Genomic DNA, 21,921 nt, shown 5'->3' on the forward strand with positions numbered 1-21,921 from the left:
CCCATAAAAAAAGCACCGCGGTTTGAACGGTGCTTTTTTTATGGGCCAATACCATCAGCGGCGACTAAATTTAGGCCGCATCCCGATTTCGGCACTTAAAGTTAATGGCTCGCCCTGGCGTATCACGGTAATCGGCGTTGCTTGCTCAGGCGGCAATGCGGCAATTAAATTCAACATTTGTGCAGAATTGGTCACCTCTTTACCATCAATATTCAGCAAAACATCCCCTGGACGAATCCCTGCTACAGCTGCGGGGCCATTGCGAACCACTCCCGCAATTAAAGCACCTTTACTCGAATCAAGTTTGAGCGAAGCGGCCAAATCAGGCGTCACATCTTGTACCTCAATCCCCAACCAGCCTCGAGTGACACTGCCATCTTTAATAATGGCATCCATCACCTGCTTCACAATATTGGCAGGAATCGCAAAGCCAATGCCGAGTGAACCGCCGGTTTTAGAGAAAATGGCGGTGTTAATCCCGAGTAAATTGCCATGCACATCCACCAATGCCCCACCCGAATTACCGGGATTAATTGCGGCATCGGTTTGAATAAAGTTTTCAAAGGTGTTAATGCCCAACTCACTGCGACCTAAAGCAGAGATAATCCCCATCGTCACCGTTTGGCCAACGCCAAATGGATTACCAATCGCCAGTACGACATCGCCAATTTCAGCCTGATCGACATTAGCAAAATCAATGGCAGACAATTGGTCCAAATCAATTTTAATCACCGCTAAATCAGTTTCAGGATCACTACCAATTAATTTAGCGCTGGCTGTGCGCCCATCAGCCAATGCCACTTCGATTTCTGCGGCTGACTCCACCACATGGTTATTGGTCACAATATAACCTTGAGGCGACACTAAAACGCCAGAACCCAAACTCGATGCTTTGCTACCATCTTCACCGTCTCGCTCACCAAAAAAGCGCTTCAAGACTGGGTCATTAAACAAGGCTCGTCGCCCTGATTTGACTTCCTTAGAGGTGTAAATGTTGACCACCGCCGCTTTGGCGCGCTTAGCAGCCCCGCGATAAGACAACTCACTCGAAACGGGCGTCTGAGTAGGCACCTCTTTCACCGTAACCACCGCTGGTGGCGGTGGTGGTGGGCTTAATACCGAAAACAAAAACCAGATGGCTAAACCGATCGTGGTCGTTTGTGCGAAAATCAACCAAAGTTTTTTCATATCTCGTAGATCTTTTATGCCTATACAACGTCAAGAATTAGAAGCTTACCTTGCACAGCTATTGTCTGTTGCGCAATTTAAGGATTATGCACCCAATGGACTGCAAGTCGAAGGCCGCAATCAAATTCAACATATCGTCACTGGCGTAACCGCGTCGCAAGCGCTCATTGATGCGGCCATTGCACTCAATGCTGATGCGCTGCTGGTGCACCATGGTTTTTTTTGGAAAAACGAAGCCTTACCCATTGTACGCACTAAAAAACAGCGCATTGCCGCCCTACTCGGCGCCGACCTCAACTTATTTGGCTACCATTTACCGCTCGACGCTCATCCTGAACTCGGAAATAACGCTCAATTAGCCAAACAGCTGGGTCTTATACCCACTGGGCACTGCGAAAATCAAAATTTAGTTTGGCTCGGCGAATTACCCGTCCCGATGTCTTTTGATACTTTTACGCGACACATTGCCGTTGCCTTAAATCGTCAAGCACTCAGCATTGGTCCTGCCGATCAAATCGTGCGTCAAGTGGCTTGGTGCACCGGTGGCGCACAAGGTTATTTCCACGACGTCGCCAACTTGGCGGTGGATTGCTTCATCACCGGAGAAGCCTCTGAATTTGTAACTCACCTTGCCAAAGAAAGCGGTGTCAGTTTTATTGCTGCAGGCCATCACGCAACAGAACGTTACGGCATCGCGGCACTAGGGCAACACTTAGCACAGCACTTTGGACTACAACACACCCATCTTGATTTGGATAACCCAGTATGAAACTCGCTTACAACTTGCAAATTTGGCGTTCAATTCGCACGCTAAGTATCTTACTAATTGCCAGCATTATCAGTGCTTGCACCACAATCTCACCGTCTGAACAAGCAAATTCAAATACCAGCAACACTTCATCTGTAAGCAAAAATCAGCCTAGCACCAGCATCATTATTCCATCTCGCAGCAGCAAAGCCATCCTCGAAGACATCATTAAATACCGCAGCGACAAGGGGATGAAAATTCGCAGTAGAGGCAATCAAAGAGTCGAAATGATGATGCCGATGAGCAATACCAGCATCCCTACCGAAGCCAGAATGCAATACATCCTGACTCAAACTGAGCAAGGTTGGCGCGTCAATGTACGCGTGTTCCAAATCAGCAATCCAGGCAGTAAGCAAGAAACAGTGCAAGAAATCACCCAAGCTTTAGCCGACAAACTGGCTGAAGAATTAGCGCTTTATGCCAAAATCGCTACAAAACGCTGACTTTTTGTAAAAATGCAGCGTCAGACGAGTGAAGCTGCTTTAAGTTCCAAGCTTCTTTCAGGTAGAATTTACTACTTTAAAAGATATTGCGTTCAGTCAATCAGGGATTGGGTTATGAGTGACCAACAAGTAGATAATAGTAAAAGACGATTTTTGCTGATTGCGACCAGTGCTGCAGGTGGCGCAGCAGTCGCAGGGGTCGCAGCGCCGTTTATTGCCAGCTTTTTCCCGTCAGAACGGGCCAAAGCGGCAGGAGCATCGGTCGAAGTCGACATTAGCAAATTAGAGCCGGGACAAAAGATCACGATTGAATGGCGTGGCAAACCAGTTTGGGTGGTAAAACGCACCCCAGAAATGCTGGCACTCTTACCCAAAAATGATCCCAAATTGGCCGATCCGACGTCCATCGTCGATCACCAACCACAGTATTGTCATAATGCAACACGCTCGATCAAGCCAGAAATCTGGGTTGCTGTCGGCGTCTGTACGCATTTGGGCTGTTCGCCAACATTCCGTCCCGATCTAGCTCCGGCAGATCTTGGCGCGGATTGGGTCGGTGGTTTCTATTGCCCATGTCATGGCTCCAAGTTCGATTTGGCTGGCCGCGTATTCTTAGGAGTTCCTGCGCCAACCAACTTAATTATCCCAGAACACAAATACCTATCCGACACGCGCCTGTTGGTTGGTGAAGCTTAATAAAGGGAGAAGACATGAGCAAACTAGATCAAGTGCCCGAAAAAGTACTCGGCTGGGTTGATGAGCGTTTTCCGCTTACTTCAACTTGGAAAGCACATATTTCCGAATATTACGCACCAAAAAACTTTAACTTTTGGTACTTTTTTGGTTCATTAGCCATGATGGTTTTGGTTATCCAAATCGTCACCGGCATTTTCCTCACCATGAACTACAAACCGGATGGCAATTTGATTCCGGGTACCAATATTTCTGTCGCTTTTGCCTCAGTTGAATACATCATGCGTGATGTCGCTGGCGGCTGGGTGATTCGTTATATGCATTCAACCGGCGCATCGATGTTCTTCGTTGTCGTCTACCTGCATATGTTCCGTGGCCTGATTTATGGTTCATACCAAAAACCACGTGAATTGATCTGGATTTTCGGCACGATGATTTTCTTGTGCCTGATGGCTGAAGCATTCTTGGGCTACTTATTGCCTTGGGGTCAAATGTCATTTTGGGGTGCACAGGTTATTGTTAACTTGTTTGCTTCAATCCCAGTGATTGGCCCAGATTTGTCTGAGTTGATTCGTGGTGACTTCGTCGTTTCTGATGCCACATTGAATCGCTTCTTTGCACTGCACGTGATTGCTGTACCTTTAGTGTTATTGGCACTGGTGGTAGCGCATTTGGTGGCATTGCATGAAGTGGGCTCAAACAACCCAGACGGCATTGAAATCAAGAAAAACAAAGATCCAAAAACTGGTATTCCACTTGATGGCATTCCATTTCATCCTTACTACACAGTGAAAGACATTTTTGGTGTTTCTGTGTTCTTGGTGGTGTTTACTGCGATCTTGTTCTTCCAACCAGAGATGGGCGGTTTCTTCTTAGAGCACCCGAACTTTGACCCTGCAGACGCATTAAAAACGCCAGCACACATTGCTCCGGTATGGTACTTCACACCGTTCTACGCCATTTTGCGTGCTGTACCATCATTCTTTGGTATGCAAGTATGGGGCGTGTTAGCAATGGGGGCTGCAACCTTAATCATCGGTGCGCTACCTTGGCTTGATCGCTCACCGGTTAAATCAGTTCGCTACCGCGGCCCGATTTATAAAACAGCATTAACCTTGTTTATTATTTCCTTCTTAGGACTGGGTTATCTGGGTACTCAAGCACCAACGGACATGGGCACACTGCTGTCACAAGTACTCACGATAGTTTATTTCCTGTTCTTCATTTTGATGCCTTGGTATACCAAGATCGATAAAACGAAACCGGTTCCTGACCGCGTAACAATGAGATAAGGCGGGGAGCATGAAAAAAATTATTAATCATTTACTGTTTGCCTTACTTGCGGCAGTTTCAATCAATAGCCAAGCTGCAGGTGGTGCTGTTGCACTAGACAAAGCGCCGATTGACTTGCGTAATGCCGAAAGCTTGCAACGTGGTGCACAAACTTTTGTGAACTACTGTCTTAGCTGCCATGGCGCCGTAGCAATGCGCTATAACCGCCTCGAAGACATTGGTCTAAGCAAAGAACAGATCGAAAAAAATCTGATGTTCACCACCGACAAAATTGGTAACCCAATGAAAGTGGCGATGGATGCCAAAGAAGGCAAAGCTTGGTTCGGTGCCACACCGCCAGACCTGTCTTTGATTGCGCGTTCACGTGGCTCTGATTGGCTTTACACCTATTTACGTGGCTTTTACCGTGATGACACTCGCCCTACCGGCTGGAATAACACGGTATTTGATAAAGTCGGCATGCCAAACGTACTTTGGCAATTGCAAGGTCAGCAAATTCTTGAAGTCAAAAAAGAAGGCGCGCATGAAGTTCATACGCTCAAGCTTGCCCAGCCAGGTCTCTTAACCCGAGGGACTGAAAGTGGTGGCTATGACAACAAAGAATTTGACCAGCGCGTCGGTGATTTGGTGAATTTCATGACGTATATGTCAGAACCTGCACAAGTTAAACGTGAACAAATCGGCTACGCGGTCGTGCTGTTCTTGCTATTTATCTTAGTGCCACTGACTTACTTGCTGAAAAAAGAGTATTGGAAAGACATTCACTAAGCAGATAAATCGATTTAAAGGGCGGACTAACCGCCCTTTTTTATTGCCATTTACTTCTTTAATAACAAGCACTTATGGCACTACACCTAGATATTGCGCTGCAAAAATAGTAAAATCCCATTCATTCTTAAAAGTTGATAGGCATCATCATGATGAAATTATATTCTGGCACCTCATGCCCATTTAGTCACCGCTGCCGCATTGTACTATTTGAAAAAGGAATGGATTTCGAGATTCTCGATGTCGATATCCACAGCAAGCCCGAAGATTTAGCCATCATGAACCCGTACAATGAAGTTCCGGTCTTAGTTGAACGTGAATTGCAATTGTATGAATCAAACATTATCAATGAATATATTGATGAGCGTTTCCCGCACCCACAATTAATGCCAGCAGATCCAGTGATGCGTGCTCGCGCTCGCTTGATGCTATTTAATTTGGAACGTGAATTATTTATTCACGTTAAAACGCTAGAAGACAGCAGCTCAACTAAAAAAGCACTTGAACTGGCTCGTGCCACGATTCGTGATAATTTAACGCAAATCGCACCACTCTTTACCAAGCAAAAATTTATTTTGGGTGAAGAGTTCTCGATGCTCGACGTCGCGATCGCGCCATTGCTATGGCGTTTTGAACACTACGGCATTGAAGTGACCAAAGGCTTAGCCCCAGTCATGAAATATGCTGAGCGCTTATTTAGCCGCGAAGCATTTATTGACTCATTAACGGCCAACGAAAAAGCAATGCGCAAGTAATGCTGTGAAGAGGTGTGAGGCGCAAGCCCCACCTCACACCCCATTCTCACGGAGAATCTTATGCAAACTGTTTCAACCAAACCTTATCTTTTACGCGCGATTCATGAATGGTGCACCGATCAAGGCTTTACGCCTTATTTGGTGGTCGCTGTTCGCGGCAAAATGCAAGTGCCGATGGAATACGTTAAAAACGGTGAAATCGTCCTCAATATTAGTTATAGCGCCTGCCGCAATTTAGAGCTGGCCAATGACTTTATTCAATTCTCGGCCCGATTTAATGGCGTATCTCGCGATATCGCAATTCCTGTCGGCGCAGTGATTTCTATTTTTTCACGCGAAAATGGCGAAGGAATGGGCTTTGAATATGAAGGTGATTTTGCCGATGCCGACGGCGAACCAGAAAGTTCACCAGAATCATCTGAAGAACCCAAAGAACCACCTCCCCGCCCAACGGGCAAGCCGCAATTACGCGTCGTAAAATAAGTTACTGTTCAGATAATTAAAGTTCAGACAATAAAAAAGACCCTTGCGGGTCTTTTTTATTGGGCAACAGCAATACTTATTCAGCCACTTCCTCAGATTCAACCGCCGCAACCGCAGCCGGCACAATCCGCGTCATCACGGCAGCAAAAAAGGCATCGGTGTGATGCTGCTGTGGTGTCAATTGCAAATACTCATTCGCCAATTCAATCTCAACGCGCTCTTTTTTCAAGATTTCACGTGCATCAAGCAATTGGAAATCGGCATGATTGGCTAAAAATTCAGCCACAATCGCTTCATTTTCACTCGGCAAAAAGCTGCATGTGGCATACACCAAACGACCACCGGCTTTTACCATGCGCGCAGCTGATTTCAAAATACTGCTTTGTTTGGCATTTAACTCCAACACACCCTCAGCGGTTTGACGCGCTTTTAGGTCAGGATTACGGCGCAAAGTCCCCATACCTGAACACGGCGCATCCACCAAAACAACGTCCATTTTGCCAGCCAAACGCTTAATTTTTTGATCTGATTCACTCGAAATCAATTGCGGGTGCACATTCGATAAACCTGAACGCGACAAGCGTGGTTTCAGATTTGACAGCCGCTTTTCTGACACATCAAACGCATACAAACGGCCAGTATTTTGCATCATTGCGCCCAGCAATAATGTTTTGCCACCAGCACCAGCACAAAAATCCGCTACCATTTGACCGCGTTTGGCACCACACAGTAGGCCCAACAACTGACTACCTTCGTCTTGCACTTCAACGCGGCCTTCCATAAACGCTTTGTACTTATTAATCGCTGGCTTGCCTTCAACACGTAAGCCCCACGGTGAATAGGGTGTTGGCGTGGTATTAATATCCCCAGCCGCTTTTAATTCTGCCGCCACTGCATCGCGCTTGGCTTTAATGCCATTCACACGCAAATCAAGCGGTGCAGCTTGCAGCATCGACTGACCTAAGGCCAAGACTTCGTCTTCGGTTTTACCTGACGCCAACAAAGCATCAATCGCCCACTGGGGTAATGCTGCACGCACGTGAAGTGGTGCATCACGCAGCGACATACCCTTCATACCAGCGGCACGTTCTTTATCATTATCACCAAATACCGCTGGCAACTCACGCAGATTTAAATGCTTAATCCGGGTAAAAAACGCCAACAATAAATCACGTGTACTCGGCAATTTGCTACCCGCATCACCACCGGCTAACCAATCGAGCTGTGGCAAATGGCGCAATACACCAAATACCGTTTCAGCCACAACGGCACGATCTTTAGGACCTAGATTTTTATTTTCACGAAAATGGCGTGAAACCACTGCATCAGCAGGCGCATTAAAACCCAGCGCGGCGTTAAGCACATCCAAAGTAGCGGAAAGCTGAATAGGGGTCATGATTTACTCTCTTTATTAAATACGTTTCACACTCAAATGAGCGCTCATTCATTACTGATCATCGACATTAAGGTCGGCGCTGCTGTTGATTTTGCGGGCTAATCCACTCTAGCACTTTACGCCCATCCAACGTCACTTCCTTGGCCAAAATTTCAAAACTACCATCTTTGCCTAAATTGACCGACATTTTCACCGGCAGATTATTCCATTCCGGTGCCAACCAAAAATCAACTTGGCGATCACTCCATTGTGCGCGCATCAAGACCGCATCCACTTTAGTGGTGCCCAAAGTCAATGTGGCCTCGCCTTTAAGCTCAAATACCACATCAGGGTAGCGTTTTTTACCACTAAACAACGACATGCCATAACTCGCTTGTCGACTGCCCATCAACGCCAAATGCAAAGCGGCGGATAATAAATCTTGATCGCCCGCCTCTAAAGGCTCGGTTTTTAGCGCGTTCGGCGGCCCCACTACGGCCGTCTGCGTGTCCCAATTAAAATCAACCGAATTTTTAGGCACGCTTGGGCCTAGACTCAAATCAGCAAACCGCACAGGCGTGACACCATTTTTGGCGCTGATTTTACCTTCGCTCAAATACTCAATTTTTTTCCCAACCGGATTGGCTTGTAAGCGCAAAACATACTGATCTTTCTCGATCTTCCACTGCATTCGCGCATCAAACACTGTCCAGTAGTAACCAATATCCACCACTTTGGGAAAGCGCTTATTGGCTTCTCGATTGAGCTGCGCCATCACCCGCGAAGCTTTATTGGCTACCTTACTCGCGGGCTCTGCCCCCGCAGTGACCGCCACCGCCGGCTGACTGGCTCCACTCGCCAGATTATTCTCCACAACCGCACTGGCGACATTCACCCCCAAACTATCACTACCATCGACACTCACCGGCATTTTTTCGCTCGTCACGGCAGAGGCAATAACGACTTCGGAAGCAACAAGCGCAGCCGGTTTTGATGCCGTCTTGAGACGCGGTTTTGGTTGCGCGCTGGCGACTTTGGTTACCGTTGGTTTGACGCTAGGTTCAGTCGCTGGCGCGAAAAACACTTGCTGCTGATCCACGACTTGCACATTCGCCAACTCAGCCGGTTTTTCGCTCTCGTCTAAGCTTTGTTCGGCCAATTTACGCTCAGTTTTTCTCAGCGCAGTTTGCTCAAACTCAGGCTGCGTCCACCAATCATAAATCGGCCCAGCCAGCAGCACGCTCAAATGCAGTAACACTGAAGCCAGTAAAGCAAAGCCAAAAAGATAACGCCAAATTTTCATCCCTTAGCCACCCGGAGCTTGCAAAAAGGCCGCAGCATCATTGGCCGCGCTCACGCGTACCCGCGAACCTTGCACTTCAAGCTGACCTGCGACAAACCATTGCACCACTTTGGGATACAGCTGATGCTCTTGCTGCAAAATCCGCTGCGCCAAACTATCAGCACTATCGTCGAGCAATACCGGCACTGCGGCCTGCGCAATAATCGGCCCGCTATCGAGCTCGGCCGTTACAAAATGCACGGTACAACCGGCTAATTTAACGCCTTCATCAATCGCCCGTTGATGGGTATTGACGCCAATAAACGCTGGCAACAATGAAGGATGCACATTAATTAAACGATTAGCGTAATGATTCACAAAATCCGCGGTTAAAATCCGCATAAATCCAGCCAACACCACCAAATCCGGCGCAAAGCCGTCAATCAAGTTTTGCAATGCGGCATCAAACGCGTCGCGCCCCGCAAAGGCTTTATGGTCAAGCACGGCCGTAGTAATGCCACGCTCAGCCGCCCATGCCAATCCAGCAGCATCTGGCCGATTAGAAATCACCGCCGCAATCTGCGCGCCGGCAATCTGTGCGTTAACAATCGACTGCATATTGCTGCCACGGCCCGAAATTAAAATTACAATATTTTTTGGCATAAATTCTAACTAATGAGTGACGTATATGAATGCAAACTAGACACAGAAAAGACTACATTCGTATACCCACTAAACGTAATGTAGTGGATTTAAAAATAAAAAAGCGAGACCGACCTTGGTCTCGCCTAGCACCTCGCAAAAAAGGCAGGCAATCCATATTGATGTTTGCCTACCCATTCGCGATCAGCTGCGCGGTAACTTACGCCACTTGTGTTTGATGCTCTTCACCGACACGTGCACGCACAGTACCCATTTGGTAAACCGTTTCGCCTTCAGCTTCAAGTAAAGCCGTTGCCGCAGCTGCGTCTGCCGCCGACATAATCACCACCATGCCTACGCCACAGTTAAAGGTTTTGTACATTTCTTGTGGTGCAACATTGCCTTCTTTTTGCAGCCACTGGAATAATTTTGGCATCGTCCAGCTAGCGGCATCGATTTGCGCAACGACATTGGCTGGCAATACGCGCGGTACGTTTTCAGTAATGCCGCCACCGGTGATGTGCGCCATGCCTTTGACCGTCATTTGAGCCATCAGTTTCAATAATGGCTTCACATAAATGCGCGTTGGTGCCATCACCACGTCACCCAAGCTCTTGCCACCATCAAATTCAGCTGCGTAATCGGCATCAGCTAGATGCAAGATTTTGCGGATCAGCGAGTAACCATTTGAGTGCGCGCCATTGGATGCCAAGCCCAATACCACGTCGCCAGCGGCAATCGTCGTGCCGTCGATGATTTTGCTTTTTTCCACGACGCCAACGGCAAAGCCCGCCAAGTCGTATTCGCCAACAGGATACATGCCTGGCATTTCAGCGGTTTCGCCGCCCGTTAAAGCGCAACCAGCTTGCTCGCAACCCGCAGCAATGCCTTTGATGACTTCAGTTGCGCTAGCAACGTCCAACTTGCCACAAGCAAAATAATCAAGGAAAAACAGTGGCTCAGCGCCTTGCACCAAAATATCATTCACGCTCATACCAACCAAATCGATACCCACGGTATCGTGACGATTCAGTTCGAATGCGAGTTTGAGTTTAGTGCCCACACCATCGGTGCCCGACACCAACACTGGCTCTTGGAATTTTTTGCTGATTTCAACCAGCGCGCCAAAACCACCGATACCGCCGAGAACTTCTGGGCGCATCGTACGTTTAGCAAACGGTTTGATGTTTTCAACGAGCTGGTCACCAGCGTCGATATCAACACCGGCATCGCGGTAACTCAGACTTTGTTTGGACATGGATTAAGGCCTCGTACTGGAGTGATCTGGGCTGAGCGCGGGTAGCTTGGTAATGAGTTAACTCATTGACTGTCAAAACACCCGTCGTGTGCGTTAGAATAGAGAGCACATCAGCTAAACCACGCATTTTATATCAAAATTGACACTTCGCCTGCCCCCATTCACAGGAAGAATGCGTTTTCAACGCATAAATTGCCTCCCAAACCCACAAGGTCGCCCTGAATGAATCAGCTCGTCCTTGATCTGCACCTGCCACAACCGAAAAGTTTTGATGATTTTGTGCGCGGAGAAAATGCCGAACTGCTGTTTCAACTCAGCCAATGGGCCAGTGGCGATCGTACTGTTCGCGCAATTTATATTTGGGGTGAACACGGCGCAGGGAAAAGCTATCTGCTCGCAGCAGCCAAAGAGCGGCTTATCGACGCACATACTGTCTATTTAGTGAATGCCAAACGCGACATGCTGCCGCAAACCTTGCCAAGCGATGCGGCATTGATTGTCGATAATGTAGAAAACCTCGACGCTGAACAGCAAATCGTTTTATTTGATCATTACAATACGCTGCGTGAAGGCAATGGCCGAATTTTAGTCAGCGGCCATTTGCCGCCCATGTTGCTGCCGCTGCGCGACGACTTAACCACCCGCTTGGGCTGGGGTTTAATTTATCAACTCAAAACGCTATCGGATACCGACAAAGCCGCCGCATTACAACGCCACGCGCGCAGTCTGGGTTTTGAACTGAGCGAAGAGCTGGTCGATTATTTAATGCGCCATGCCGAGCGCGATTTACCTAATTTATACCGGCAAATCGACAGCATTAACGCCCTGTCTTTATCCAAACAACGCCCTGTCACCATCGCACTATTGCGCGAAGCGCTCAAAAACGAATCGGCTTAATCATTGACGCCCTTGCTTTAAGGCCAGCCACGCGCGCCTTATCGTGTAAAGGTGCGGCTCACTCACCTAGCCTTTTTTACTGATGTTTTTCGTTTAGAAAGCCAACGACTTTGCAGCATCGGCTTTAGCCGACGATCCAAGTCACGCGCCTCGCAGACAAACGAGCCGACAAAAATCGATTGCAGCAGAAGACAGCATCGCCCTCCCGTAGCGACAACGCATTGCACCATACCTCCAAATCGGTGGTGACGCGCTCAACCATCGCATACGGCAGGTATTAAGGCAAAATCCGCACGCCCATCGTGACCTGTGTCGCGCCTTGCCAACAGTCAGACGTCGCATCGTAGCTGGTGCCTGTGGCCGTAACGGCGCCAGCAGTGGCCGAACTGCGCATCACGCCCGAGCTGGGAATGCCATCGTCCAGCAAACGATCTAGCGCACACACAAAGCGCAAGTCCACCGCGCCCGTACCTGGCTGCATATAGTTGGTATTGGCCGCATAATTGCCACTAGCCGCGCCAGCGACTGAAATCTGCCACGGCACGCCAAAAACACTATTTAAATCTGCCGCAGTCAGCATATTGGTGTTTTGTAGCAAAATCAGCGCATCACTCGCTTCGGTCGCATCATTGAGTAAACCATTGCGAGTACCGGCAACACAGTTACTCACGCCATTGCCCAATGCGGGAGCAGTGCCAGTACCCGGACAGCCATCGCCCGGATACGCGCCGTATTTATCAAAATAGGCATTAAACGCGGTTTGCATTTTATTGACTTGCGCCGCCATATTTTTAACTTTGGCGCTATCAATCAAGTCTTTGCCTTTAAAGGCAGCCCCCAAAATCAAACCAATAATCACTAAGACAATGGCCATTTCGACCAAGGTAAAACCTCGTTTTTTTTGCATGTTTTAATCCCGCTATGATTAATGTCCGATTCATTGAGCAATAAGCCCTGATCACTAAGCTGGCAATTTCTTTCTTGAAAAAACAAAACAGCATTCAATATTTGTCATTATTTGGCGTAAGGCAAGCCAATTTACTGCAGCTCATCACCGAAATCGTCTGAGTTCAATCCCGACGCAGCAGTTTTAAAACACGCACTCGGGTATAATCGCCGGATTGTTGTCAGCCATCCGCAGGTCCATTCATGCAAGAACAGTACTCACCGATTGAAGTCGAAGCCGCCGCCCAACAACACTGGGAAGAAGCGCGCGCGTTTGAGGTCACTGAAGACGCCAGCCGTCCTAAGTATTACGCCTGCTCAATGCTGCCTTACCCATCAGGCAAGTTGCATATGGGCCATGTGCGTAACTACACCATCAACGATATGCTGGCGCGCCATCTACGGATGAAAGGCTTTAATGTTTTGATGCCAATGGGTTGGGATGCATTTGGCTTGCCAGCAGAAAACGCGGCAATTGCCTACAACAAATCGCCAGCGGAATGGACCTACGCCAATATCGCCGACATGAAGTCGCAAATGAAACCACTCGGTTTGTCATTTGACTGGTCGCGTGAAATCGCCACTTGCGACCCTGAATACTATAAGTGGAACCAATGGTTCTTCTTAAAAATGCTGGAAAAAGGCGTTGCCTACAAAAAAACCCAAGTGGTGAACTGGGATCCGATTGATCAGACTGTATTGGCGAACGAACAAGTCGTTGATGGCCGCGGCTGGCGCTCTGGCGCTTTGGTCGAAAAACGCGAAATCCCGGGCTACTACTTTGGCATCACGCAATACGCCGAAGAATTGCTGGGCGACATCGATCAGCTGACTGGCTGGCCCGACATGGTGCGCGCGATGCAGCGCAATTGGATTGGCAAATCCGAAGGCGTGCGCTTTGCGTTTAATCACGACATTAAAGATGCCAACGGCGATTTAGTGCAAGACGGCAAGCTGTTTGTTTTCACCACCCGTGCTGACACCATTATGGGCGTGACCTTCTGTGCTGTAGCCGCAGAACACCCCATCGCCACCCGCGCTGCTGAACTGAAACCTGAATTGCTGGCGTTTATTGAAGAATGCAAACAAGGCGGCGTTTCTGAAGCTGAAATCGCCAGCCAAGAAAAACTCGGTAAAGCCACTGGCCTATTCGTCACTCACCCACTGACTGGCGAACAAGTTGAAGTGTGGATCGGCAATTACGTGTTGATGGGCTACGGCGATGGCGCAGTGATGGCCGTGCCAGCGCACGACGAACGCGACTTTGGTTTTGCCAAAAAATACGATCTCCCGATCAAACAAGTCATTGCGATTGAAGGCGAAAACTTCACTACGGATGCTTGGGCAGAATCGTACGGCGACAAGACGCGTGGCGTAACGATCAACTCGGGTAAATACGATGGCTTGAGTTTTAAAGCGGCCGTTGATGCGGTTGCTGCTGATTTAGCAGCGCAAGACGCCGGCGAGAAAAAAACCACCTGGCGTTTACGTGACTGGGGGATTAGCCGTCAGCGTTATTGGGGTACGCCAATCCCAATCATCCACTGCCCATGCTGCGGCGATGTGCCGGTATCGTACGAGCAACTACCCGTTGTGCTACCGACCGATTGCATCCCAGATGGCTCAGGCAATCCATTAAAACAACGCGCCGACTTTTTGAATGTCGACTGCCCGAAATGCGGCACAGCCGCACAGCGCGAAACCGACACCATGGATACTTTTGTCGATTCGAGCTGGTATTTCATGCGCTATTGCGACCCAAAAAACACGGCAGCCATGGTCGGCGATGGTACCCAATACTGGATGGGCGCAGGTTCAGATGCCGCTGGCGGCATGGATCAATACATCGGCGGCATTGAGCACGCGGTATTGCATTTGCTGTATGCCCGTTTTTGGACCAAAGCGATGCGCGATGAAGGTTTGATCAACTTTGATGAGCCATTCAAAAACTTGTTTACGCAAGGCATGTTGCTGCGTGATTGTTATTATCGCGAAGAAGCTTCGGGCAAAAAACGCTGGTTCTATCCTGCCGAAGTTGAAGTGCAACACGACGAAAAAGGTCGCCCGATTTCAGCAATTTGCGTCGAAGACGGCCTGCCAGTAGTTATGGGCGGCATCGAAAAAATGTCGAAATCGAAAAACAACGTGGTTGAGCCAAAAGACATTATCGAAAAATTTGGCGCCGATACCGCGCGCCTATTCACGATGTTTGCTGGCCCACCAGAGCAAAGCGCAGCATGGTCTGACAGCGGCGTAGAAGGCGCGTATCGCTACCTGCGTCGTCTATGGGGGTATAGCGTTAAACATGCTGATGCAATTAAATCAGCAAACAATACCCTTGATGGCGTTGAACTCAGTAAAGCCGACAAAACCTTGCGTTTTGAAATCCACAACACGCTCAAGCAAATCAATAACGACTACGAACGCCTGCAATACAACACCATCGTGTCTGGCGTAATGAAAATGCTCAATGCGCTCGATGCGTATACCGAGAGCAATGCCGCAGTGATGCGCGAATGCTTTGGTATTTTACTACGCGCAATCTACCCTGCTGCGCCGCATATCGCACACACCTTGTGGCTAGACTTAAACTTTGCTGGTGAAATCGCGCATGCCGCATGGCCAGAGCCCGCTCTGGACGCGCTAACGCAAGACGAAATCAAAATGATGGTGCAAGTGAACGGCAAAGTGCGCGGCGAGATTTTTGTCGCCAAAGACGCTAGCAAAGACGCGATCGAAGCCGCCGCATTGGCCGATGAAGCGGTGCAAAAACACTTGACGGGCACGCCCAAGAAAGTGATTGTGGTGCCAAATAAATTGGTCAGTATTGTGATCTAACACGGCACGTTAGCATTTAGCGAGTCAGGCGTTTGACCTTGCCATTGATCGAATACGGCAAGGTCAAACGTAGCAGTACATTTGGCAAACCATCACGGACCAGACCGCTCGATTTCGCTGAGTTGGGTGGCGAATCCGCGGGCATAATAAGCAGCCGAAAGCACCGATACGCTAGACGTATCCAATCGACTGAACCGATGTGTGAACCAGCCCGTAAAAAACTGGTCCACACCCGTCAATTCACCGACTCAATGCCCGCAGCCCATATCAAGCCGCTGGCGTTAAGCCGCAATTATTTTGGAGTACAGCATGCCCTTACGTTTGAAAACCCTCGTCCTTCTTGGGCTCTGCCTTAGCCTAATGGGCTGCGGCTTTCATTTACGCGGGCAAGGGCCGGCTTCGCAACTGAACTTTAAAACCATACAAGTCAGCGGTGGCGGCAGCGCCGCGCAAGAGCTACGCAAAGCCATCATCGTGCAAGACAACGTTAAATTAGTGACCAGTGACGCGCAAGTAGCGGTCAATATCGTTAACGAAAGTAGCGACAAACAAATTTTAAGCGTGAATAGCAAGGGCCAAGTGGTGCAATACCGCGTGTTTTACCGCGTTCGCTTTACCGCTACGCTCAACAAACAGCCATTAATTGAAGACGGCAATATCTCGCTGAGCCGCACCTTGCAGTGGGATGAAGACAATATTCTCGCCAATGAATTTGAAGAAGGTAAGTTGATTACCGAAATGCAGCGTGATTCTTCGCAGCAAATCATTCGCCGTATTAATGCCGCAGCCAAAAAGACCAGTAACGCTTCGGTAACAGCATCAGCGGCTTCAGTAACGTCAGCGATTGCGCCTACACAACCATAATGCGTAGCGAAGACTTAGCCGCCGCAGCCAAACGCAAACTCGCCCCGCTGTATATTATTCATGGTGATGAAGCGCTATTGAGCCTAGAAGCGGTGCAAACGCTCAGAGACATCGCGCGGCAGCAAGGCTATAGCGAGCGCGAAGTACTTACCGTGGAAAATGCGGCGCAATTTCAATGGGAGCAGCTGATTTCTGCTGGGCAATCGCTGTCTTTATTTGCTGAGTTGCGGATTTTAGAATTACGTATTCCCAATGGCAAACCCGGCACCGAAGGGGGTAAAGCGCTAGAAGCCTTTGCCAGCAAGCTACCCAACGATACACTCACTATTATTACCCTGCCTCGGCTCGACAAAACCGCGCTCAATAGCAAATGGATGTCGGCGCTGGCCAAAGCCGGTGAAGTCATCGAAGCCAAGCTCATCGAGCGCAGCGCCTTACCGCAATGGATTAGCAAACGCCTTGCCGCCCAACAACAAAGCCTCAGCCCCGAAGCGATGGCGTGGTTGGTTGATCGGGTTGAAGGCAATTTATTAGCTGCATTGCAAGAAATCCAAAAACTCGCGCTACTGCACCCGGCGGGCCTATTAACGCTGGACGATCTGACGGCGGCGGTGGCCAATGTGGCGCGCTACGATGTGTTTCAATTGGGTGAAGCACTGCTGGTGGGTGACGCCGAGCGCATTGTGCATATGCTGAGCGGGCTCAAAGCCGAGGGCGAATCGGCAGTACTGGTCCTATGGGCGCTCACCGAAGAAACGCGCAATCTCTATCGTTTTGCCCAAGGCCGAGCGCGCAATATACCCACCGCCCAACTGATCAAAGATTTACGCCTGTGGGGCAATAAACAAAAACTCATCGAGGCCGCCGCCGCCCGCGTCAACCGCCGGCAACTGACCAATGCACTACAACAAGCCGCGCGCATCGACAGCTTAATTAAAGGCATTGGCGAAGGTGAAGTTTGGCATGAGCTAACCGCAATGGCGCTAAGTTTAAGCAGGGCGAACAATGCGAATCACCGCTAAGCAACACAGCGCCATCCAAAAAGCCGCTCAACAACACTTTGGCCCTAGCGCCACAGTCTGGCTATTTGGTAGCAGAGTCAACGATGCCGCCAAAGGCGGTGATTACGATTTGCTCATTGAAGCCGATTTAAACGCGGCGCAATTAATCCAAGCCAAATTAGCATTTTTGGTGCAACTGCACAGCCAGCCTTGCCTTGAAGATGAAAAAATAGACGTGGTACTCAGTAGCCCACAACTCACACAAGCCCCCGCCATCGTTGCGGTGGCCAAGCGAGAAGGAGTGATCTTATGAACCCACTTAAACTGCGCAGCATCTTTCAAAGCTGCCAACTGCATGCCAGCACCATGCAAAATGCGCTCATGCAGCTAGATCAGTTTGATCACCCCGATTGGGGTAATCTGACGATGGAGCAACGCCAAATACTGGATCAGCTGGCGTATCGCTTTGGTAAATTACAAGACACATTAGGCATGCTACTGCTCCCCGCAATCTGTGACTTAGCTGGCGAAGCTTTTCCGCCCAATACGCCATTCGCCGAAAAGCTACAAAGATTAGAGCGTCTGACCGTCATTCCTAGCGTCAACGAATGGAAAACACTGCGTGAAACCCGCAATACACTTGCCCATGAATATCCTGATGATCCGCAACTGAGTGCCCAATTGATTCAACAGTTTCTAACGGGAACACAGCATTTATTAAGTATCTGGCAGCACATCGCTACGCACCCACTGAGCCAGTCTTTGAGACCACTATGAAAGAACAAATCCTCGTCAATATCACCCCGCAAGAAACCCGCGTCGCTAGCATTGATGAAGGTGTAGTTCACGACATTCATATCGAACGCGCCGCGCATCGCGGCTTGGTCGGTAATATTTATTTGGGCATGGTCAAGCGGGTATTGCCCGGCATGCAAAGCGCCTTTATCGAAATCGGCCTTGAGCGCGCCGCGTTTTTGCACATTGCCGACGTCATCGAGCAGCGGCAAAACCCCAGCGAAGTGCAGCGCATCGAGCGGCTGATCCATGAAGGCCAAGCCATTATGGTGCAAGTGGTTAAAGACCCCATCGGCAGCAAAGGCGCACGGCTCTCAACACAAATCAGCATTGCTGGCCGGTTTTTAGTGTTTTTACCGCAAGACACCCACATTGGCATTTCACAACGCATCGGCAACGACCAAGAACGTGATCGTTTGCGGGATCGGATGGAAAGCCTATTGCCTGATAATCATCGCGGCTACATTATTCGCACCAGCGCCGATCATGCCTCAGACGACGAGCTGCGCGCCGATATTGAATACCTCAGCTTGATTTGGGCCGACATCAAAAAAAATTCAATCACCCTGCCGGCCCGCTCGCTGTTATTTCAAGATTTATCGCTGCAATTGCGCGCGCTGCGCGATATGGTCACCACCGAAACCGATAGCGTTTGGGTCGATAGCCGCGAAAACTTCGCCAAAATGACTGAATTTGCCGGCCGCTTTGTGTCCGACGTATTACCACGCATTCAACTGTATTCGGGCGATCGCCCCTTGTTCGAGCTGCATGGCGTCGAAGCCGAAATCGAGCGCGCCATGAGCCGCCGCGTCAATCTCAAATTTGGCGGCTACCTCATCATCGATCAAACCGAAGCCATGACGACCGTCGACGTCAACACCGGCGGCTTTGTCGGCACCCGCTCATTTGACGATACCATTTTCAAAACCAATCTTGAAGCCACGCAAGTCATCGCTCGCCAGCTGCGGCTCAGGAATTTAGGTGGGATTATCATCGTTGATTTTATCGACATGGATAATGAAGAACACAAAACCGCAGTGCTGAGCGAACTGAATAAAGCGCTAGAAAAAGATCGCACCAAAATCACCGTCTCCAATTTCACCAGCCTCGGCTTAGTGGAAATCACCCGCAAACGCACCCGCGAATCGCTGGCCCACGTGCTGTGCGAGCCCTGCCCGACCTGCCAAGGGCGCGGCGAAATCAAAACCGCCCAAACCATTTGCTACGAAATTTTGCGCGAAATTTTGCGCGAAGCCCGGCAATTTAACGCCAAAGAATACCGCATCCTCGCCGCGCAATCGGTGGTCGATATGTTTCTTGACGAAGAATCGGCCAACCTCGCGCAACTGGCCGACTTCATCAAAAAACCGATTTATCTGCAGGTTGAAACGGCGTATACGCAAGAGCAATTTGATGTGGTGCTGGTGTAGGGTATTCGTATCTAGCTTTTAATTAACAATGGCTAGAGCTACATACCTAACCAGTAGCTAATCAACTACTTCCGTAGGGTCGCCTTCAGGCGACGAACAAGTCGGCTAAAGCCGACCCTACAAGACGCCGCTTAGCATGACCAACGACTATGTAAATTCATGCAAATGATCGCGCACCGCTTGGTCGGGTTCAAAGCCAGACACGTAGCACTGTAGCTCCGATAGAGCAAAGCGAAATCGGAAGGATGGGCACATGCGTATGATTACGCTAAGCGTACCTACTGTACCCACAAACAAAAAGCGACCCGAAGGTCGCTTTTTCAATCTCAACAATTCAACAATTAGTTAGCAACAGATTTTTCTACTGGGGCCAAATTGATGACTTGACCAGTCGATGAATTCACTGCCAATGGTTGTACCAGCAATGAAGCCGTGCCGGCAGTAAAGGTCAATGCGCCATAGCCAGGTTTCACATTCGCTGCGCCAACTGCTGCTTTAATATCAGCTGGGCTGTATTGCACATGGGCACCTGCTTTGAGTACGGCACCAGCTTTCAACGCACCTGCTGCAGTTGCAACACCGTCTGGACCACGGTAGCTCACTTGAATCACAGAATCAGTCGTGCCAGTATTTTGAACGCGAGTATACGTTGAATACGGATCTGTCGCTCCCGATGATTCATAATACGAACCCATCGTTACTGACGCGCCATTTTCATTCAATTTATACAAGTCAGCTGTTTTCGTTGCTGCAACTTGGCTATTGCCTGCTGTACCAACAGCAGCAATAGTACTTGTCACAGCTGGCGTTGATGCAGCGATCACAGCAAGTGGTGATTTATTAAACTTGGCGCACAAGAATGGTGTTACAAATGGGGTTGTACCTGCTGCAACCAATGGCACACTCCACAGCGTTTTATCCGTTGCATCTTGCACCAAGGCCGTTGCTACAGTCGCACAAGTATTCGCAGCAGCAGTAAATACTTCACTTGCTGAGCTTAGTGATGCACCTTTAACCGAAACAGTCAAAGCACCGTATTTAGTATTCACAGCGGCAGCAGCGGTATCTGGAGCCAAAAGGCCACCATCAACAATTGAAAGCTGACCAAGCGCTAAAAGCGGTGCTGTCGCAGTACCACCTGTCGTTAATACCGTTCCTGCTGTTCCGGCGCTTGTCACATCAATTTTGGCCGTTTGCGTCGTTGGTGTAACAGTTGTTGTCACATTGTCTGCGATAGAAAGTAAAGCCGTCGCAGGGCCTGAATCAAGAATTGATGTGCCCGCAGCATTGGTCACTTGCCAAGTCACATTGACTGAAGAGCCAGCTTTCAGGCCTTTAATTGCACCACCCCCTAAAACTAACCCAGTTAATGCATCACCAATGGTCGCAACTTTAAACTGAAGTGTTTTAGGATTGCTAATCAAGACGCCATTATTATCAAAGGTGCCACCAGTGCCAACTTTAAGTAACGTTGATGTCGCAGGAACAACCCATTCGCCCTCACTGATTGTAATATTAATTAAAGAACCTACTGGCAACGCTTGTAAACCAGCAGCTGTGGCCAAAGTAAATGTAGAAGCACCAGCTTTCAACGTGGTATTAGTAGCTGTACCAGAATAAAACTCAGAGGCATATTTAGTTGTTTCTACTGAAGAAGTACCCGCATTCGCAGTAACAGCAACAAAAGCGGTGGCGAAAGCAGCAGCAAGCATTAAATTACGTTTCATTTTTGACATCCCTATAGAAAATAAAAAGTTTTTACTTCGCTTCAACTACAACAAGCTCGCCAACATGGCTAAGCCCGGATTAATTCAACACAAGCAAATACAAGGTAATTTACAAGAAAGCAATCAACCCAAATATTTACAATCCAAACCACATATCCACCTTAATACTTTCTCCAAAAATATCAAATAATTTCACAACCTTTCATCAAACTATTCAAAAAACAATAAAACTGACAAAAATAAGAAAACAAGGCACAAATAACATGCATTATGACGTATGGTTATTTGCTCTTTAGAAGTCATCAAAAAAACCACAAACTGCTGATTTAACAGCATTTCTTACAATTTAAAACGGCTAAAAACAGCACTTTTTCTGACTTTTTAAATTTATGCGAACTGAATTTAAAATTGCTGCACCTGCACATTTACAACAAGA

At 48.7% G+C, this 21,921-nt stretch carries 20 protein-coding genes and 1 pseudogene; 14 read left to right on the forward strand and 7 right to left on the reverse strand.

Going from position 1 to position 21,921, the window contains the following annotated elements; all coding sequences use genetic code 11:
- Positions 1–54: 54 nt before the first annotated feature.
- Positions 55–1,188: a trypsin-like peptidase domain-containing protein gene (locus tag K4H25_RS13535; RefSeq protein WP_221020976.1), complete on the reverse strand. Its 1,134-nt coding sequence runs from the start codon at positions 1,186–1,188 to the stop codon at positions 55–57.
- A gap of 16 nt (positions 1,189–1,204) precedes the next feature.
- Between K4H25_RS13535 and K4H25_RS13540 the strand changes: the two genes are divergently transcribed.
- From K4H25_RS13540 to K4H25_RS13570, 7 genes and pseudogenes are all read left to right on the forward strand, one after another.
- Entirely contained in the window at positions 1,205–1,957 is a 753-nt protein-coding gene (locus K4H25_RS13540; RefSeq protein WP_308443214.1) for a Nif3-like dinuclear metal center hexameric protein, read from the forward strand.
- Entirely contained in the window at positions 1,954–2,439 is a 486-nt protein-coding gene (locus tag K4H25_RS13545; RefSeq protein WP_221020977.1) for a hypothetical protein, read from the forward strand. The genes K4H25_RS13540 and K4H25_RS13545 overlap by 4 nt, the downstream gene beginning before the upstream one ends.
- Positions 2,440–2,553: 114 nt before the next feature.
- Positions 2,554–3,135 (forward strand): ubiquinol-cytochrome c reductase iron-sulfur subunit, encoded by a 582-nt coding sequence (petA, locus tag K4H25_RS13550; RefSeq protein ID WP_173532058.1) that lies wholly within the window; start codon positions 2,554–2,556, stop codon positions 3,133–3,135.
- A gap of 14 nt (positions 3,136–3,149) precedes the next feature.
- Positions 3,150–4,418 (forward strand): annotated as a pseudogene (locus K4H25_RS13555) (cytochrome b); the annotation flags it as partial.
- 16 nt (positions 4,419–4,434) lie between these two features.
- Positions 4,435–5,193 carry a cytochrome c1 gene (locus K4H25_RS13560; protein ID WP_173532060.1) on the forward strand — a complete coding sequence of 253 codons (759 nt, stop codon included), beginning with the start codon at positions 4,435–4,437 and terminating at the stop codon, positions 5,191–5,193.
- Between the two features lie 149 nt (positions 5,194–5,342).
- Positions 5,343–5,948 carry a glutathione S-transferase N-terminal domain-containing protein gene (locus K4H25_RS13565; RefSeq protein WP_182075348.1) on the forward strand — a complete coding sequence of 202 codons (606 nt, stop codon included), beginning with the start codon at positions 5,343–5,345 and terminating at the stop codon, positions 5,946–5,948.
- A gap of 60 nt (positions 5,949–6,008) precedes the next feature.
- Positions 6,009–6,431, forward strand: a complete 423-nt coding sequence (locus K4H25_RS13570; protein WP_221020979.1) for a ClpXP protease specificity-enhancing factor — start codon at positions 6,009–6,011, stop codon at positions 6,429–6,431.
- 76 nt (positions 6,432–6,507) lie between these two features.
- Here K4H25_RS13570 and K4H25_RS13575 read toward each other — a convergent pair whose 3' ends face one another.
- From K4H25_RS13575 to purM, 4 genes are all read right to left on the reverse strand, one after another.
- Entirely contained in the window at positions 6,508–7,827 is a 1,320-nt protein-coding gene (locus K4H25_RS13575) for an RsmB/NOP family class I SAM-dependent RNA methyltransferase (protein ID WP_221020980.1), read from the reverse strand.
- Positions 7,828–7,894: 67 nt separating this feature from the next.
- Entirely contained in the window at positions 7,895–9,109 is a 1,215-nt protein-coding gene (locus K4H25_RS13580; RefSeq protein ID WP_221020981.1) for a DUF3108 domain-containing protein, read from the reverse strand.
- Between the two features lie 3 nt (positions 9,110–9,112).
- A complete protein-coding gene (gene purN / locus K4H25_RS13585) occupies positions 9,113–9,751 on the reverse strand; it encodes a phosphoribosylglycinamide formyltransferase (protein ID WP_221020982.1) in 639 nt (212 codons plus the stop codon).
- A gap of 199 nt (positions 9,752–9,950) precedes the next feature.
- Entirely contained in the window at positions 9,951–10,988 is a 1,038-nt protein-coding gene (gene purM / locus K4H25_RS13590; RefSeq protein WP_221020983.1) for a phosphoribosylformylglycinamidine cyclo-ligase, read from the reverse strand.
- Positions 10,989–11,210: 222 nt separating this feature from the next.
- Between purM and hda the strand changes: the two genes are divergently transcribed.
- Positions 11,211–11,885 (forward strand): DnaA regulatory inactivator Hda, encoded by a 675-nt coding sequence (gene hda, locus K4H25_RS13595; protein WP_221020984.1) that lies wholly within the window; start codon positions 11,211–11,213, stop codon positions 11,883–11,885.
- 277 nt (positions 11,886–12,162) lie between these two features.
- Here the strand turns inward: hda and K4H25_RS13600 are convergent, their stop codons facing one another.
- On the reverse strand, positions 12,163–12,792 hold the full coding sequence (locus tag K4H25_RS13600) for a type II secretion system protein (protein WP_221020985.1): 630 nt from the start codon (positions 12,790–12,792) through the stop codon (positions 12,163–12,165).
- Positions 12,793–13,034: 242 nt separating this feature from the next.
- Between K4H25_RS13600 and leuS the strand changes: the two genes are divergently transcribed.
- The 6 genes from leuS (at position 13,035) to rng (ending at position 19,758) form a co-directional block, all read left to right on the forward strand.
- Positions 13,035–15,668 (forward strand): leucine--tRNA ligase, encoded by a 2,634-nt coding sequence (leuS, locus tag K4H25_RS13605; protein WP_221020986.1) that lies wholly within the window; start codon positions 13,035–13,037, stop codon positions 15,666–15,668.
- 309 nt (positions 15,669–15,977) lie between these two features.
- Positions 15,978–16,532 (forward strand): LPS-assembly lipoprotein LptE, encoded by a 555-nt coding sequence (locus tag K4H25_RS13610; RefSeq protein ID WP_221020987.1) that lies wholly within the window; start codon positions 15,978–15,980, stop codon positions 16,530–16,532.
- Positions 16,532–17,554, forward strand: coding sequence for a DNA polymerase III subunit delta (holA, locus tag K4H25_RS13615; RefSeq protein WP_221020988.1), 1,023 nt, complete (start codon positions 16,532–16,534; stop codon positions 17,552–17,554). Before K4H25_RS13610 ends, holA begins: the two co-directional genes overlap by 1 nt.
- Complete coding sequence (locus K4H25_RS13620; protein WP_182075357.1) at positions 17,538–17,846, forward strand: nucleotidyltransferase domain-containing protein; 309 nt, start codon at positions 17,538–17,540, stop codon at positions 17,844–17,846. The genes holA and K4H25_RS13620 overlap by 17 nt, the downstream gene beginning before the upstream one ends.
- Complete coding sequence (locus K4H25_RS13625; RefSeq protein ID WP_221020989.1) at positions 17,843–18,310, forward strand: hypothetical protein; 468 nt, start codon at positions 17,843–17,845, stop codon at positions 18,308–18,310. Before K4H25_RS13620 ends, K4H25_RS13625 begins: the two co-directional genes overlap by 4 nt.
- The gene (gene rng, locus K4H25_RS13630) at positions 18,307–19,758 is read left to right on the forward strand and encodes a ribonuclease G (protein WP_173532072.1); all 1,452 of its coding nucleotides are present in this window, start codon (positions 18,307–18,309) and stop codon (positions 19,756–19,758) included. The genes K4H25_RS13625 and rng overlap by 4 nt, the downstream gene beginning before the upstream one ends.
- 341 nt (positions 19,759–20,099) lie before the next feature.
- On the opposite strand, the gene K4H25_RS13635 is transcribed toward rng, so the two are convergent.
- Positions 20,100–21,485: a hypothetical protein gene (locus K4H25_RS13635; RefSeq protein ID WP_221020990.1), complete on the reverse strand. Its 1,386-nt coding sequence runs from the start codon at positions 21,483–21,485 to the stop codon at positions 20,100–20,102.
- Between the last annotated feature and the right edge of the window lie 436 nt (positions 21,486–21,921).

Source organism: Deefgea piscis (assembly GCF_019665785.1).
GTDB lineage: Bacteria > Pseudomonadota > Gammaproteobacteria > Burkholderiales > Chitinibacteraceae > Deefgea.